Genomic DNA, 14,420 nt, shown 5'->3' on the forward strand with positions numbered 1-14,420 from the left:
GGGGCTTTGTTTTTTCGGGTACGACTCCATACCCGCTCATTCCCTTGATCTACTGCAAACCCCCGACTAAGGGACCATGGATAATGGCCTTCTAGTGGCGTCTAATGCCGAAAATAATTAGAACGATGTGGGGTGCTAAACATGTCAAGAGAAGGATCTCTAGCGGTGCCGATCGCGCAACCGCTGGCAGCAACACCCGCCGTCCGTTGGTGGGCGCCGACTTTGCAGAGCGCGGCCTTGATGGGCTTGCTGGGTGGCCAGGCACTGGGTGACTGGCCGCTGTACCTGTGCCTGCCCCTGGCGGTGCTGGTGGTCTGGCTGCCCCGGCTGAGAAGCCGCAAGGTGCCCAAGGCGCCGGCGACAACGGCCGACAGCGAGCTGTCCTCGCTGACCCGCGACCTGTCCTACAGCACCACCCATAACGCCCTGTCTGCCGCTGGCGTGGCCTATTCGGTGACGCAACTGGCGGGCAAGCTGCAATCCCAGCTGGATGCCGCGGCGCGCATCGTCGGCAACGCCGAAGTGATGATCAAGACCGAACAGGCCACCTCGCAACTCAGCCGGCAAGCCCTGGAGGCGGCCAGTGAGGCCCACGCCAGCAGCGCCGAAGGGCGCACGGTGCTGGGGGAGTCCATCAGTCGCATGCACTCCCTGAGCGAGCGGGCCAGTGGCAGCCGCGAGCTGATCGAGGCCTTGAGCCAGCGCAGCGAAGAGATCCAGCGGGTGACCCTGGTGATCCAGTCCATCGCCAGCCAGACCAACCTGCTGGCCCTGAATGCCGCTATCGAGGCCGCCCGGGCCGGGGAGCACGGACGGGGTTTTGCCGTGGTCGCCGACGAGGTGCGCGGGCTGGCCGGGCGCACCGCCACGGCCACCGATGAGGTCGGGGTGATGGTGGCCGATATCCAGCAACGTACCAGCGATGTGGTGGAGCAGATCCGTCAGCTGTCCGACGACCTGAACCTGGGGGTGGAGCAGGTGGAACACACCGGTCGGCACCTGGACAACATCGCCCGTCTGGCAGCAGGGGTGGAAGGCCAGGTCAGCGAGATCGCCCGGGGCGCCGAGACCAACCGCGAACAGTTGGACAGCCTGTTCCATGCCGTGGAGCAGATGCGCAGCGACCTGGCGGTCAGCGATCAGCAGACCCGCAGCCTGGCTCAGGCGGCGGTGCAGATGGAAGGGCAGGCGGAAACCATCAGTGAGCGTCTGGCGGCTGTGGGGCTGGATGACTACCACCAGCGCATCTATGACCTGGCCCGTGAAGGCGCCCGGCGTATCGCCGAGCAGTTCGAGACCGACCTGGCGCAGAACCGCATCAGCCTCGACGACCTGTTCGACCGCCATTACCAGTTGATCGCCAACACCGATCCGGCCAGGTACCAGACCCGTTTCGACCGCTACACCGATCAGGTGCTGCCGCCGATCCAGGAATCCCTGCTGCCGCGCCACGACGGCCTGGTGTTCGCCATCGCCTGTACCCAGGAGGGTTATGTACCGACCCACAACCTGGCCTTCTCCCAGCCGTTGACCGGCGATCCCGTGGCGGACAACCTGCATAACCGCAGCAAGCGCAAGTTCGCCGATCGCACCGGCATTCGTTGTGGCAGTCACCAGCAACCGCTGTTGCTGCAAACCTATACCCGCGATACCGGCGAACTGATGCACGACTTGTCGGTGCCGATCTGGGTCCAGGGGCGGCATTGGGGAGGGTTGCGCCTGGGCTACAAGCCCGAGCAGGCGCCGCCCCAGCGCAAGGGCTGAGAACATTGTTACCAGGGGCGTAAGACTGCTGTGCAGGATGTGACTGTTTCAGACGCCGGGAACTGACTAGTATGCTCACATCGTTAGGGAGCTAACTAATTCCTGGAGGTTCTCCATGCACAGCAAAGTTGATGTAGCCGTGATGATCGGCAGTGGTGTTCCACCCATGCTGCGGGACCTGGGACGCAAGGCGTGCTGGGTGGTGCTGGTCAATGGCGAACAACGTGGCACTGCCTTTGCCAGCCGCGTCGAGGCCGAGGAGTGCCGGCAGGCCTGGCAGGCGAAACTGGCGCAGTGCCGGCCTGGGCGCCATGCATTCCAGCATTCGGCTTGATGCTTGGGTGGCAGATAGAGGCTTGATCGGTTGGGGCGGATGTCTGGATTCAGGCTGTTGCAGGCAGGGCCCGAAGGCGAGTCGCTGGTGTTAAGTTAATCATCATGATGCTCTTAAACGGATCTCGCCTGGGTCACGGGGGCGCCGCTGGGTTCCCGGGCGGCGCGCTGTGGCAGGTATCAGGCGTTCAGGGCGCCCTGGTCAATGGCCAGCTTGAGGGCCTTGGCGGATTCCCTGGCCGCCGCTGCAGCTTCTTCGGAGGTCTTGAACCAGCGGTCGCGTTCCACCTGGTGGAAGGTGATCTGGGTCAGTGGAGGTTTGGCGCGCATGGCAATCACGGCCTGGAATTCGCCTTCGACTTCTCTGCACTCGCCACGAATGAAAAACTCGCCAATATCTAGTTCGGTCACTTCTAGCCTTCCCTTGGAGATGAGTGAGTGCTTGAGCGCCCGTACCGCGATCGCTCAACCAGCGAGGGAGTATGGCAGTTGTTGCGTTGCGACGGGCTGAGTTATGTCATTGCGGTTTTAGGTAGAGATTGTTCTGAGGCACTAAAGTGAACTTTCTTACGCTTCAATCCGCCAATCCAGATCACTGCACCAGAGTGTTACTGGTTAGAATGCCGGGCCTTGTGTGACGACTGCGGGCAACATTACCCGCTGATGAGCAACATTAGTCTTTGTACTAATGAATGGCCGTGCAGTCATGAATCGCTCGCTTTAAATGGTCGAAATGCACAAAGTTGCTCTAGAATTGCTTCTGCAACCCGAAGTGGCTGCCGATCCGGGGATTCAATCTCAGGGTATATCCGGCTTTCCGGCCTGTTTCAGTACCCGCCCCAGATAGCTCGCCGCCACACTTTTCGGGGTGTCAGAGCCTACTCCTACAGCCTTTGACCTGTGCCTGATGCTTCGGCGAAATGCCCGCTGCTCAGCGCCGGCGTTAACGCCGTGGCCTGGAGTACCCGCTGCATTTGAGTGTTTTTTGGGGTAACTGATTGGGGTGATCACGCCGTCATGGCGGTTTTTTGTGCTGTCCGTTTTTCCTCGGACGGCACCCTTTTGAGTATCGGGGAGTGTTCCTTGGCAGTAAGTAATCTTGAAATGCATGCGTTGTTCGTTTTGGGTGATTTGCGCGCAAAGCTGGTCAAGCAGTTCCAATCTCGTTTTGTCTACATCACCGAACAGTCCGCCGAAGGCATCTACATCGCCGAGATCGATACCGAGAGCGCGTTGGTGGTGGACGACAAGCCTCGGCTGGAGCTCAAGGTGGGCGATCATTTTCGCGCTGCTGTACTGCCCAGCCGGGAAGGCGGCAAGCTGGAAATCCGCTTTCGCGAGATCAAGCTGACGGTATACGGCCTGGGCGACTATGCCTTTGTCAGCAGTCCCCTGGGGCAGGGGATTGTGTTCAAGGAAGGTCACTCGGTGGTGATGGTCTTCGCCGCCAACGAGCAATTGCAGGAAGGCTTGAGCAAGACCCTCAAGGCAGTCAGCGCCAAGGCGGCCAAATTCCGCAAGGGTGAACTGGTGAGTTTCAAGGCCAGCGAGTAATGAGTCAGAGCCGCGCCGAGTTTCACCAGCAGCACCAGCAGGCCGCGTGTGACGAAGCTCAACGCCTGTTCGCCGAGAAGGCGCGCTTGCAGGGCGCCTGGCTGAACTGGGTGGCCGGCCAGCTGTACCACCTGCGCCCGGCGGCATACGCCAGCATGGTGCGCCGCGAGTTGCAGCGGCTGCAGGAGCCGGCGGACCCTTGATGGTCGATCCGGGCCGCGACCCCGGTTGAAAATATGGAACCTCTACTACAGTCAGTTGACTGAATGCTTCAGGGGCCTGGCAGCTTTGCGTGGCGTGTCCCTTTGGTCCTGATCCGAGAGGTGCACCCATGAAAGGAATTCGAGCGCTGCTGGCCAGCAGCCTGTTGGCCCTTGCCGCCTTGAACGCGCCACCGGTGGCGGCGGCTTCCGCGCCGATTCACTTCGCCGACCTGAACTGGGAGAGCGGCAGCCTGATCACCGAGATCCTGCGGATCGTGGTCGAGAAGGGTTATGGCCTGCCCACCGATACACTGCCTGGCACCACCATCACCCTGGAAACCGCCCTGGCCAACAACGATATCCAGGTGATTGGCGAAGAGTGGGCGGGGCGCAGCCCGGTGTGGGTCAAGGCCGAGGCCGAAGGCAAGGTGCTGGCCCTGGGGGACACGGTCAAGGGCGCTACCGAAGGCTGGTGGGTGCCGGAGTACGTGATCAAGGGTGATCCCGCCAAGGGCATCGCGGCCCTGGCGCCGGAGTTGCGCAGCGTCACCGACCTGGCGCGCTACAAGGATGTGTTCAAGGACCCGGAGAGTCCGACCAAGGGGCGTTTCCTCAACAGCCCGATTGGCTGGACCTCGGAGATCGTCAACCAGCAGAAGCTCAAAGCCTATGGCCTGGAGGACAGCTACGTGAACTTCCGCAGTGGCTCCGGCGCAGCCCTGGATGCGGAGATCAGCTCGTCGATCCGTCGGGGCAAACCGATCCTGTTCTACTACTGGTCACCGACGCCGCTGCTGGGGCGCTTCAAACTGGTCCAGTTGCAAGAGCCGCCCTTTGATGCCGAGGCCTGGAAGACCCTGACCGACGCCGACAACCCCAACCCGCGTCCCAGCCGTTCCCTGGCCTCGAAACTGTCCATCGGCGTGTCTGCGCCATTCCACAAGCAGTACCCGCAGTTGGTGAGCTTCTTCAGCCAGGTCGAGCTGCCCATCGAGCCCCTCAACCAGGCCCTGGCGCAGATGAGCGAAAACCACAGCACGCCCCGTGACGCGGCCCGGGCCTTCCTCAAGCAGCATCCTGATCTCTGGCGCAACTGGGTGCCCCAGGACGTCGCCGCCAAAGTCGCCGCCGCCCTGTTGTAGGAGCCGGCTTGCCGGCGAAGAGGCCCCCAAGTCGGGTCAGAAGCGGGTCTGCACCGCCAGTTCGAAGGTGCGCGGGGTGCCCAGGTAGTAAGCCGGGGAGACATGGGCGAACTTGCCGTAGACCTCGTTGGTCAGGTTGCGTACCCGGCCGGTGACGGTGGTATGGCTGTCGACCTGGTAGCGCAGGAAGCTGCCGTACAGGGTGTAGGCCGGCAGCGTCAGGGTGTTGGCGTTGTCGGCGTACACCGAGGCCACGTAGCGGGCATCGACGCCGGTCTGCCAGCTTGGGGCCAGGTCATAGGTCAGCCACAGGTTGGCCACCCGCTCGGGGACGTTGGTCGGGGTGTTGCCCTTGCGCGAGACCACCGCGCCGCTGGCCACCTTCTCGTTGAACGCGTCATATTCGGCGTCGACCCAGGCGAAGTTGGCTTCCGCCAGGAGCTTGGGGGTGACCCGCAGGGAACTGGCCAGTTCGATGCCCTTGGAGGTCTGCTGGCCCACGGGAATGCTGTTGGCCGGGTCCAGGGGATCGGTGACGGCAAAGTCCTTGCGTTCGATGCGGTAGGCCGCCAGGGTCGCCGAGCCGCGTCCGTCCAGGTAGTCGAACTTGCTGCCCACTTCCCATTGCTTGCCGGTGGACACCTCGAAGTTCTGGGTGCCGCTGGGCTGTTCGGCGGCCGTGCTGTATTGCACGTAGACGTTGGCGCTGGGCAGGAACTGCCAGGTCAGCCCCAGGCGCCCGGTGACCGGCTCCCAGCTGCGCTTGAGATGCCGCGGGTTGCTGGCGGTGATCACGCGGTGGTTGGTCACGTCCAGGTCGATGGCGTCATAGCGCAGGCCGCTGAGCAGGGACAGCTCGTCGGTCAGGGCCAGGCGGTTCTCGACGAACAGGGCGCGGGTGGTGACTTGGTTGGTCTTGTCCTTGACCCAGCTCTGGCGGGTGCCCTTCAGGTCGTAGAAGTACCCCGGCTGGAAGTTGCCGGGGTCCACGCTGTTGTTGGCCGGCACGTTCCACGGTGAGTTGGTGGTGCTGTTGACCTTGTACTCAAAACCCCCGGACCAGGTGGTGTCGAGGCCGAACAGTTGATCGTCATGACGCAGTTCGAACTGGTTGCCGTCCTGCTGGCCCTGGTGCCGCACCAGATAGGCGGTGGAGCGGTTCACCCGGCTGTTGTCGGGGCTGTACTGGTAGGTCTCCAGGTTGCGGTAGTCGCGCTGGCTGTCCAGGTGATAGAGGGTGTTGCGCAGGCTGGTGCTGGGGTTGATCCGGTAGTCGATGATCGAGCGCAGCCACACTGTGCGCTGTTCATACAGGCCGTCGGCGACGTTGTAGTTGTTGAAGCGGTGGTGCTTGTCGATCTTCAGCTCGCCGGCCTTGGGGTTGCGCACCGGGGTGCCCCAGTAGGGGCTGTCTTCGTGCTCGTCCTGGTATTCCACCGCCAGGGTGTGGGACAGGTCAGGGGTCAAGTCGCTGAGCAGGGAGAAGGCCAGGCTCCAGGCATCGCGCTCCTGGCGGTCGATGTAGCCGTTGCTGGTGTTGTGGCTGACGTCGAAGCGCGCGTAGTGCTGCACCTCGGCGCCCGCCGGGCTCAGGGCGTGATTGACCCCGAAAGCGGTTTGCGTGGTGTCGTAGCTGCCGTAGCTGAGCAGGCCCTCGGCCGCCTGTTCGCGGCGGTCCGCCAGCTTGGTCACGTAGTTCAGCGAGCCGCCCACGGAGCCGGCGCCATTGATCAGCGACGAGGGGCCGCCCACCAGTTCCACCCGGTCATAGATCCAGGCGTCCACCGGCCGTGCCAGGCCGGTGGCGACGTTGATGCCGTTGAACATCTGGGTGATCTGGCTGCTGGTGAAGCCGCGGTAGGAGATGAAGCCGCCGAACCCCGGTGGTGCACTGGCATTGACCCCGGGCAGGGCGTTGGCGGCGTCCTGGAAGGTCTGGGCGCCACGGCGCTCGATGTCCTGGCGGCTGGCGATCGCCACCGAGGCCGGGGTTTCCCGCAGGCTCAGGCCCAAACGCGAGGCCATGCCGCTGGACTGCTCCAGGGACAGGCCGGGTTCAACGTCCGCCTCTTCGGCGTTAACGGTGGTAGGGACCAGCTCCAGGCCGGATTTGCCCCAGGCGTTGACGGACAGGCAGGCCAGCAGGCTCGCCAGTAAAGGAAGGTGTTTCATGCATGCATCCTGAATTCTTGACTAGGAAAAGGCCCACGAAAGCGCGCCGCGCAGCAGCGCAGTGGGCGGGTCGAGCACGAGCAAGAATCAGGCGTAGGGCGGTGCCCGAGGATGGGCGGCGGGCCAGGTGAAACGGGCCGGGAGGTGGGTCTGAAGCTGTCGCGCCAGCGGCGGCGCCTGGGGTTGGGGCAACAGCGCCAGGGTGACGCTGGAGTTGAGTGCCGGGCCCATGCCGCCGGTGGAGCACAGCGGGCAACCGAAGGCCTTGGACAGGGTGGGCAGGGAGTCCTGGTCAGCCGGCTGTTGCAGGGGGGCTTGGGTGTTGGGATCGATGCTGCAGAACTGCCCGCCGATGCCGTTGAGCTGCATGCCGAGCATCTGCCCGTGGCCGATGCTGCAGGCAAACACGTTGAACAGGACGCAGCAATAAAGCATCCAGGCAACGAGCGAGCGATCGGAACGGGTCAATTTCATGGGGCGGCACTTTATCATCGAAGGCGACGAACGTACTTACAAAAACCAGCAATCGAGTCCATTCTCTTTACGACTTTTTTACAAGGACGTCTGAACATGAATCTTCTGCTCGCTCAGGGGATGTCCGGCACTTTTCTGTTCATCAGCCTGATCCATCTGTACTGGGCCGCCGGAGGCAAGCGCGGCAGCGACGCGGTGATCCCCCAAGTGCCGGGGCCGGTTCCCGGGCAGAGCCAACCGGCCTTTCACCCTCCGGCCCTGGCCACCTTGCTGGTGGCGGTGGGGCTGTTGCTGGTGGCGATGCTGGTCTGCCTGCGGGTCGGGCTCTACCTGCCGACCGTGACCCATCCGTCCCTGCAATGGGTGATCAGCGCCATTGCCTTGCTGATGTTCGCCCGGGCCATTGGCGACTCCGAGCTGGTTGGCTTCTTCAAGCAAGTGCGTGACTCGAAGTTCGCCCGTCTCGACACCCTGTTCTATTCCCCGCTGTGCGTGGTACTGGGTGCCGGATTGCTGGTGCTGGCCTGGGCCTGAAGGGCAAGCCCGCCCACTGTGGGCGCTGGCTGGTGTAGGAGCTGGCTTGCCAGCGAAGGCGCCAGCCGATTCGCTGCAAGGCTCAAAGGCCTCTTCGCCGGCAAGCCGGCTCCTGCATGGGGTGGTGCGCTCAGTTGCCGCTTTCGTTGCGTTTGCTGCTGACCTCTGCCGGCACATCGTCACCGGCCATGCGCTTGCGGAACAACGCCGCGCGGGCCAGCAGCAGGGTGGTGACCGGCACCGTGATCGACAGCAGGATCGGAATCAGCCAGGCATGCAGCACCGGCCCGGACTTGAGCGCTGAAAAATACAGGATCGAGGCCAGGGCCACGGTCCAGGAGCCCATGGTTGAGGCCAGGGCCGGCGGGTGCATGCGCTGGAAGTAGCTCTTCATGCGCAGGATGCCCAGGGCACCGATCAGGGCGAAGACGCTGCTGATCACCAGCAGCACGGCCACCAGGACCTCCACCCAGAGGGGCAGTTGTTCCAGGCTGTTCATTCGATCACCTCGCCGCGCAGAAGGAATTTGGCCAGGGCGAAGGAGCCGACAAAGCCGAACAGGGCAATCAGCAGCGCCGCCTCGAAGTAGGTGTCACTGGCGTAGCGGATGCCCAGCACCAGCATCATCAGCATCGCCAGGATGTACAGGTAGTCCAGGGCCAGGACCCGGTCCTGGGCCGAGGGGCCCTTGAACAGGCGCACCAGGGTCAGGACCATGGCCAGGGAAAACAGGAACAGGCTCAGCAGGATCGCGTTGGTCAACAGCACGCTCATTCGAAAATCTCCATCAGCGGGCGCTCGTAGGTCGCCTTGAAGTGCTGGATGAATTGCCCTTCGTCCTGCAGATCGAAGACGTGCAGCAAGAGGATGCTGCGGTCCAGGGACAGCTCGGACCAGACCGTGCCCGGCACCACCGTGGTGATGGTGGACAGCGCCGCCAGGCCATTGGCGTCGCGCAGGTCCAGGGGGATCTTGACGAAGGCCGAGCGCACCGGCCGGCGCCCGTTGTTGAGCACGCCCCAGGCCACGATCAGGTTGGAGACCAGCACATCGCAGCCTACCCGCAGCAACAGCCGCAGGATGGTGCCGGGGCGGCGGATGCGGATCGGCAGCGGCCGCAGCGGGCGCATCAGCAGCGGTGCGAGAAAGCCCAGGATGGCCCCCAGCAGCAGATTGCCGGGGCTGATGGACAGGTTCAGCACCAGCCACAGCAGCCACAGCGCCAGGGACAGGAAGGGGGCAGGGAACAGACGCTTCATGGTTGCACCTCCGCCGCCTGGGTGGCCTTGGACTCAGGGCTGAGCACGGTGCGGGTGCCCAGTACCGCCATCACATAGTGCTCCGGATGATTGAGGCTGTCGGCGGTGGCCTGGGTGAAGCGCAGCAGCGGCTCGGCCTTGAAACTGAGCAGCACGCAGAGCCCCAGCAACGCCACGATCGGCACGCATTCCAGGCGCCGCAACACGGGCGAAGGTCGCTCCTCCGGGCTCCAGAAACGCTGGATGCCCAGGCGCGCAAAGGCGATCAGCGACGCCAGGCCGGAGAGGATCAGCAGCACCAGGAAAATCCAGCCCGCCAGCGGGATCGGCGTGTCGCTGCTGGTTCCCAGGCCCGTCGGGTTGAGCAGGGCGGCGATCAGGTTGAGCTTGCCGATAAAGCCCGACAGCGGCGGCATGCCGATGATCAGCAGGGCGCAGGCAATGAAGCTCAGGCCGAGGAAGGCCATGGTCCAGGGAATCACCTGGCCGACCACCACTTGCTGTTCGTCGTCGAGGTTGCTGCCCCGGGGCGGGGGAAGGGTTTCCATGGGCCGCGGAAGGATTTCGCCTTCGTCTTCCAGAGGCACTTCCACCGCCGAGCGCGAGCGCTCGATCAACTCCGCCAGCAGGAACAGCGCGCACAGCGCCAGGGTCGAGCTGAACAGGTAGAACAGCGCCGCGCCGGTGAGCGCCGGCTGGGCGAAGCCGATCACCGCGATCAGGATGCCCGCCGACACCAGGATGCTCAGGCTGGCCATGCGCTCCAGGCGCTGGGCCGGAAGAATCGCCAGGGCGGCGCAGAAGATCGTCGCCAGGCCGCCGTAGATCAGCCACTGGTTGCCGAAGTAGGCCGAGGCCCCGGCCTGCCCGGAGAACAGCAGGGTCCACAGGCGCAGCACGGTGTAGATCCCGACCTTGGTCATGATGGCGAACAGCGCCGCCACCGGGGCGCTGGCCGAGGAATAGGCCGGCACCAGCCAGAAGTTCAGCGGCCACATCCCGGCCTTGGCCAGGAAGGCGATGGCCAGGATCGCCGTGCCGGCATGCAGCAGGCCGCGATCGGCTTCCGGCACCAGGGGGATCTTCATCGCCAGGTCGGCCATGTTCAGGGTCCCGGTGACCCCGTAGATCATTGCCGTGCCGATCAGGAACAGCGACGAAGCCAGCAGGTTGATGGTGATGTAGTGCAGCCCCGACGACACCCGCGCCCGTCCCGAACCGTGCAGCATCAGGCCGTAGGAGGCCGCCAGCAGCACCTCGAAGAACACGAACAGGTTGAACAGGTCTGCGGTGAGAAAGGCGCCGTAGAGGCCCATCAGCTGGATCTGGAACAGCGCATGGAAGCTGGCCCCGGCGCCGTCCCAGCGGGCCATGGCGAACAGCAGCGCGCTGACCCCGATGATCCCGGTGAGCACCATCATCAGTGCCGACAGGCGATCCACCACCAGCACGATGCCGAAGGGCACCTGCCAGTTGCTCGGCAGGTACACGCCGAAGGAGCCGGTGGCGCCCTGGACCTGGGTCCAGTACAGCAGGTACGCCGCCAGGGCCAGCCCCAGCAGGCTGGAGAACAGGTTGATCCGCGCCTTGAGCGGGCGGTGTTTCTCCCCCAGCAGCAACATGATGGCCGCCGTCAGCAGCGGCAGGAGGATGGGGGCGACGATCAGGTGGGACAACGAACTCATTCCTTGGGCTCCCGGCCGTCGACGTGGTCAGTGCCGGTCAGGCCCCGGGACGCCAGGAGCACCACCAGAAACAGCGCGGTCATGGCGAAGCTGATGACGATGGCGGTGAGCACCAGGGCCTGGGGCAACGGGTCGGTGTAGTGCAGCAGGTCCTGGGGCACGCCGTCCTTGACGATGGGTTCCTTGCCGATGAACAGGCTGCCCATGCTGAAGATGAACAGGTTGACCGCGTAGGACAGCAGGCACAGGCCCATCACCACCTGGAAGGTCCGCGGGCGCAGGACCAGCCAGACTCCGGAAGCGGCGAGGACCCCAATGGCGATTGCGATGACTTCTTCCATCAGGCGGCTCCGCTCTTGATCAGGGATTTGGACTGGCTGGCCGGCTTGTGGGCCCGCACCGACTGGTGCGCCAGGGCGGTGAGGATCAGCAGGGTCGCGCCCAGCACCACCGCGTACACGCCGATGTCGAAGAACAGGGCGCTGGCGATATGGATATCACCGAACAGCGGCAGGTCCACATGCACCGTGTGGGTGGTGAGGAACGGGTAGCCCCAGGCCAGGGCGCCGAGGCCGGTGGCCAGGGCGAACAGCAAGCCGGTGCCCATCCAGCGCAGCGGCCGCAGGCTCATCTGGGCCTCGACCCACTGGGTGCCGGCCACCATGTACTGGAGGATGAAGGCCACCGACATCACCAGCCCGGCGACGAAACCGCCGCCCGGCAGGTTGTGCCCGCGCATGAACAGGTAGAAGGACACCACCAGGGCAATCGGCAGCAGCAGGCGCACCAGCACCGCCGGCACCATCATGAAGCCCAAGGCGGTGTCGCTGGCCTGGCGCGGGTTGACCAGATCGGTGACCACGTCCGGGGCCAGCAGGCGCTGTTGCGCCGGCAATTGCATGCTTTCCTTGGGCGGGCGGAAGCGCCGTAGCAGGGCGAACACGGTCAGGGCCACGGCCGCCAGCACGGTGATCTCGCCCAGGGTGTCGAAGCTGCGGAAGTCCACCAGGGTGACGTTGACCACGTTGGTACCGCCGCCTTCAGGCAAGGCACGGCTGAGGTAGAACGAGGAAATATCGTTGGGAGTGGGGCGGGTCAGCATGGCGTAGGACAGCACGGCCATGCCCAGGCCGACGGCGATCGACAGGCTCAGGTCGCGCAGGCGGCGGATGCGCGCCTTGGGCACGCTGCTGGGCAGCGGCGAGACATCCTCGATCCGCCGTGGCAGCCAGCGCAGGCCGAGGAGGATCAGCACCGTGGTCACCACCTCCACCACCAGTTGGGTCAGGGCCAGGTCCGGCGCCGAGAACCAGACGAAGGTCACGCAGGTCATCAGTCCGCAGACGCTGACCATGGTCAGGGCCGCCAGCCGGTGGTACTTGGCCTGCCAGGCGGCGCCCAGGGCGCAGGCGATGGCCAGCAGCCAGAAGGTCACGAAGACGATGGAGCCGGGGATCTTCGGCCGGTCGCCCCAGGTCAGCTGGCTGTAGAGCATGGGAATCAGGCCGGTGATCACCGCCGCCAGAATCAGCAGAAACAGCTGGGTCTGCAGGCGCTTGGTGCTCAGCCGCCGCTCCAGGCGCCGGGCCAGGCGGGTCATGCCCACCAGGCTGCGCTCGAACAGCAGCTTGCCGTTGAGTCGGCCCACTCCCGGCGGGTAGGCGAAACGCCCCGCCACCAGCGGTTTGTGCAGCAACAGGTAAAGCACGATGCCGCAGGACATGGCGATCAGGCTCATGATCATTGGCGCATTGAGGCCGTGCCAGATGGCCAGGCTGTATTCGGGCAGGGTGCCGCCCACCACCGGCCGTGCGGCGGCGGCCAGCAGAGGACCGATGATCTGCGCCGGGAAGATCCCCACCAGCAGGCAGGTGAACACCAGCAGTTCAACCGGGGCACGCATCCAGCGTGGCGGCTCGTGGGGCGTGTGTGGCAGGTCGGTGGCCGGTTCGCCGAGGAACACATCCACGGTAAAGCGCAGGGCGTAGGCAACGCTGAAGGTCCCGGCGATGGTGGCGATCACCGGCAGGGCGATTTCCACCCAGGCGCTGGAATTGATGAACACCGTCTCGGCGAAGAACATTTCCTTGGACAGGAAGCCGTTGAGCAGCGGCACCCCGGCCATCGAGGCACTGGCGACCATGGCCAGGGTTGCGGTGTAGGGCATCAGCTTGATCAGGCCGTTGAGCTTGCGGATGTCGCGGCTGCCGCTTTCGTGGTCGATGATCCCGGCGGCCATGAACAGCGACGCCTTGAAGGTGGCGTGGTTGAGAATGTGGAACACCGCCGCCACCGCCGCCAGGGGGCTATTCAGGCCCAGCAGCAGGGTGATCAGGCCCAGGTGGCTGATGGTGGAATAGGCCAGCAGGCCCTTGAGGTCGTTCTGGAACATCGCGCAGTAAGCGCCCAGCACCAGGGTGCAGGCCCCGGCGCCGCTGACGATGTAGAACCATTCTTGCGTACCGGACAACGACGGCCACAGGCGGGCCAGGAGAAACACCCCGGCCTTGACCATGGTCGCCGAGTGCAGGTAGGCCGAGACCGGCGTCGGCGCGGCCATGGCGTGGGGGAGCCAGAAGTGGAAGGGGAACTGCGCGCTCTTGCTCAGGGCGCCCAGCAGGATCAATGGCAACAGGATCGGGTAGAGCGCATGGGCGCGGATCTTGTCTCCGGCAGCTAGCACCTGATCCAGGTCGTAGCTGCCGACCACATGGCCGAGCAGCATGACCCCCGCCAGCAGGCACAAGCCCCCGGCGCCGGTGACCATCAGCGCCATGTAGGCGCCACGGCGGGCGTCGGAGCGGTGATGCCAATAGCCGATCAGCAAAAAGGAGAAGAGGCTGGTGAGCTCCCAGAAGAACACCATCTGGATCAGGTTACCGGAAATCACCAGGCCGAGCATGGCCCCCATGAACGCCAGGAAGAAGGCGAAGAAGCGCGGCACCGGGTCTTGCGGCGACATGTAGTAACGCGCGTAGAGCGCCACCAGACTGCCGATACCCAGCACCAGCAATGAGAACAGCCAGGCGAAGCCGTCCAGGCGCAGCACGAAGTTCAGGCCCAGGCTCGGCAGCCAGGTATATTCCTCGCGGATAATCCCGCCATCGGCGATCTGCGGGTACAGCAAAGCCACCTGGACGGTGCCAATGAGTGCCACCAGGCCGGCCAGCAGGGATTCGGTGTTACGTGCGTTGTGCGGCAGCACGGCCGCCAGACAGCTGCCTATGAATGGCAGAAGCAGTAGAACTATCAGGGACATAGGCTTCTAATCTGCGGAAAAGTATGACGCATAATACGTGC

General features: G+C 64.4%; 15 protein-coding genes. 6 read left to right on the forward strand and 9 right to left on the reverse strand.

Annotated features, from left to right (window positions below):
- Positions 1-141 precede the first annotated feature (141 nt).
- Both PFZ56_RS18825 and PFZ56_RS18830 read left to right on the forward strand, forming a co-directional pair.
- Complete coding sequence (locus PFZ56_RS18825) at positions 142-1,764, forward strand: methyl-accepting chemotaxis protein (protein ID WP_170003278.1); 1,623 nt, start codon at positions 142-144, stop codon at positions 1,762-1,764.
- A 115-nt stretch (positions 1,765-1,879) separates the two neighbouring features.
- Positions 1,880-2,098: a hypothetical protein gene (locus PFZ56_RS18830; RefSeq protein ID WP_102864455.1), complete on the forward strand. Its 219-nt coding sequence runs from the start codon at positions 1,880-1,882 to the stop codon at positions 2,096-2,098.
- A 179-nt stretch (positions 2,099-2,277) separates the two neighbouring features.
- Here PFZ56_RS18830 and PFZ56_RS18835 read toward each other — a convergent pair whose 3' ends face one another.
- Positions 2,278-2,508, reverse strand: a complete 231-nt coding sequence (locus tag PFZ56_RS18835; RefSeq protein WP_102864456.1) for a hypothetical protein — start codon at positions 2,506-2,508, stop codon at positions 2,278-2,280.
- 672 nt (positions 2,509-3,180) lie between these two features.
- Between PFZ56_RS18835 and PFZ56_RS18840 the strand changes: the two genes are divergently transcribed.
- The 3 genes from PFZ56_RS18840 (at position 3,181) to PFZ56_RS18850 (ending at position 4,996) form a co-directional block, all read left to right on the forward strand.
- Complete coding sequence (locus PFZ56_RS18840) at positions 3,181-3,651, forward strand: hypothetical protein (RefSeq protein ID WP_102864457.1); 471 nt, start codon at positions 3,181-3,183, stop codon at positions 3,649-3,651.
- Positions 3,651-3,854, forward strand: coding sequence for a hypothetical protein (locus PFZ56_RS18845; protein ID WP_102864458.1), 204 nt, complete (start codon positions 3,651-3,653; stop codon positions 3,852-3,854). Before PFZ56_RS18840 ends, PFZ56_RS18845 begins: the two co-directional genes overlap by 1 nt.
- 128 nt (positions 3,855-3,982) lie before the next feature.
- Positions 3,983-4,996: an ABC transporter substrate-binding protein gene (locus PFZ56_RS18850; protein ID WP_123393869.1), complete on the forward strand. Its 1,014-nt coding sequence runs from the start codon at positions 3,983-3,985 to the stop codon at positions 4,994-4,996.
- Between the two features lie 36 nt (positions 4,997-5,032).
- On the opposite strand, the gene PFZ56_RS18855 is transcribed toward PFZ56_RS18850, so the two are convergent.
- Positions 5,033-7,168, reverse strand: coding sequence for a TonB-dependent siderophore receptor (locus PFZ56_RS18855; RefSeq protein WP_170003276.1), 2,136 nt, complete (start codon positions 7,166-7,168; stop codon positions 5,033-5,035).
- Between the two features lie 87 nt (positions 7,169-7,255).
- On the reverse strand, positions 7,256-7,642 hold the full coding sequence (locus tag PFZ56_RS18860) for a DUF2946 domain-containing protein (RefSeq protein WP_170003274.1): 387 nt from the start codon (positions 7,640-7,642) through the stop codon (positions 7,256-7,258).
- Between the two features lie 96 nt (positions 7,643-7,738).
- Here PFZ56_RS18860 and PFZ56_RS18865 point away from each other — a divergent pair, with 96 nt between their 5' ends.
- Positions 7,739-8,176 (forward strand): DUF3995 domain-containing protein, encoded by a 438-nt coding sequence (locus PFZ56_RS18865; protein WP_102864462.1) that lies wholly within the window; start codon positions 7,739-7,741, stop codon positions 8,174-8,176.
- A 130-nt stretch (positions 8,177-8,306) separates the two neighbouring features.
- Here the strand turns inward: PFZ56_RS18865 and PFZ56_RS18870 are convergent, their stop codons facing one another.
- The 6 genes from PFZ56_RS18870 to PFZ56_RS18895 are packed head-to-tail and all read right to left on the reverse strand — an operon-like array spanning position 8,307 to position 14,379.
- Complete coding sequence (locus PFZ56_RS18870) at positions 8,307-8,675, reverse strand: Na+/H+ antiporter subunit G (protein WP_102864463.1); 369 nt, start codon at positions 8,673-8,675, stop codon at positions 8,307-8,309.
- Positions 8,672-8,950: a K+/H+ antiporter subunit F gene (locus tag PFZ56_RS18875; RefSeq protein WP_016962858.1), complete on the reverse strand. Its 279-nt coding sequence runs from the start codon at positions 8,948-8,950 to the stop codon at positions 8,672-8,674. The genes PFZ56_RS18870 and PFZ56_RS18875 overlap by 4 nt, the downstream gene beginning before the upstream one ends.
- On the reverse strand, positions 8,947-9,435 hold the full coding sequence (locus PFZ56_RS18880) for a Na+/H+ antiporter subunit E (RefSeq protein WP_102864464.1): 489 nt from the start codon (positions 9,433-9,435) through the stop codon (positions 8,947-8,949). The genes PFZ56_RS18875 and PFZ56_RS18880 overlap by 4 nt, the downstream gene beginning before the upstream one ends.
- The gene (locus PFZ56_RS18885; protein ID WP_102864465.1) at positions 9,432-11,120 is read right to left on the reverse strand and encodes a monovalent cation/H+ antiporter subunit D; all 1,689 of its coding nucleotides are present in this window, start codon (positions 11,118-11,120) and stop codon (positions 9,432-9,434) included. Before PFZ56_RS18885 ends, PFZ56_RS18880 begins: the two co-directional genes overlap by 4 nt.
- Positions 11,117-11,461 (reverse strand): Na+/H+ antiporter subunit C, encoded by a 345-nt coding sequence (locus PFZ56_RS18890; RefSeq protein WP_011060906.1) that lies wholly within the window; start codon positions 11,459-11,461, stop codon positions 11,117-11,119. Before PFZ56_RS18890 ends, PFZ56_RS18885 begins: the two co-directional genes overlap by 4 nt.
- Entirely contained in the window at positions 11,461-14,379 is a 2,919-nt protein-coding gene (locus tag PFZ56_RS18895) for a monovalent cation/H+ antiporter subunit A (protein WP_102864466.1), read from the reverse strand. The genes PFZ56_RS18890 and PFZ56_RS18895 overlap by 1 nt, the downstream gene beginning before the upstream one ends.
- Positions 14,380-14,420: the final 41 nt, after the last annotated feature.

Source organism: Pseudomonas danubii, from assembly GCF_042980055.1.
In the GTDB taxonomy this organism is placed as follows: domain Bacteria; phylum Pseudomonadota; class Gammaproteobacteria; order Pseudomonadales; family Pseudomonadaceae; genus Aquipseudomonas; species Aquipseudomonas danubii.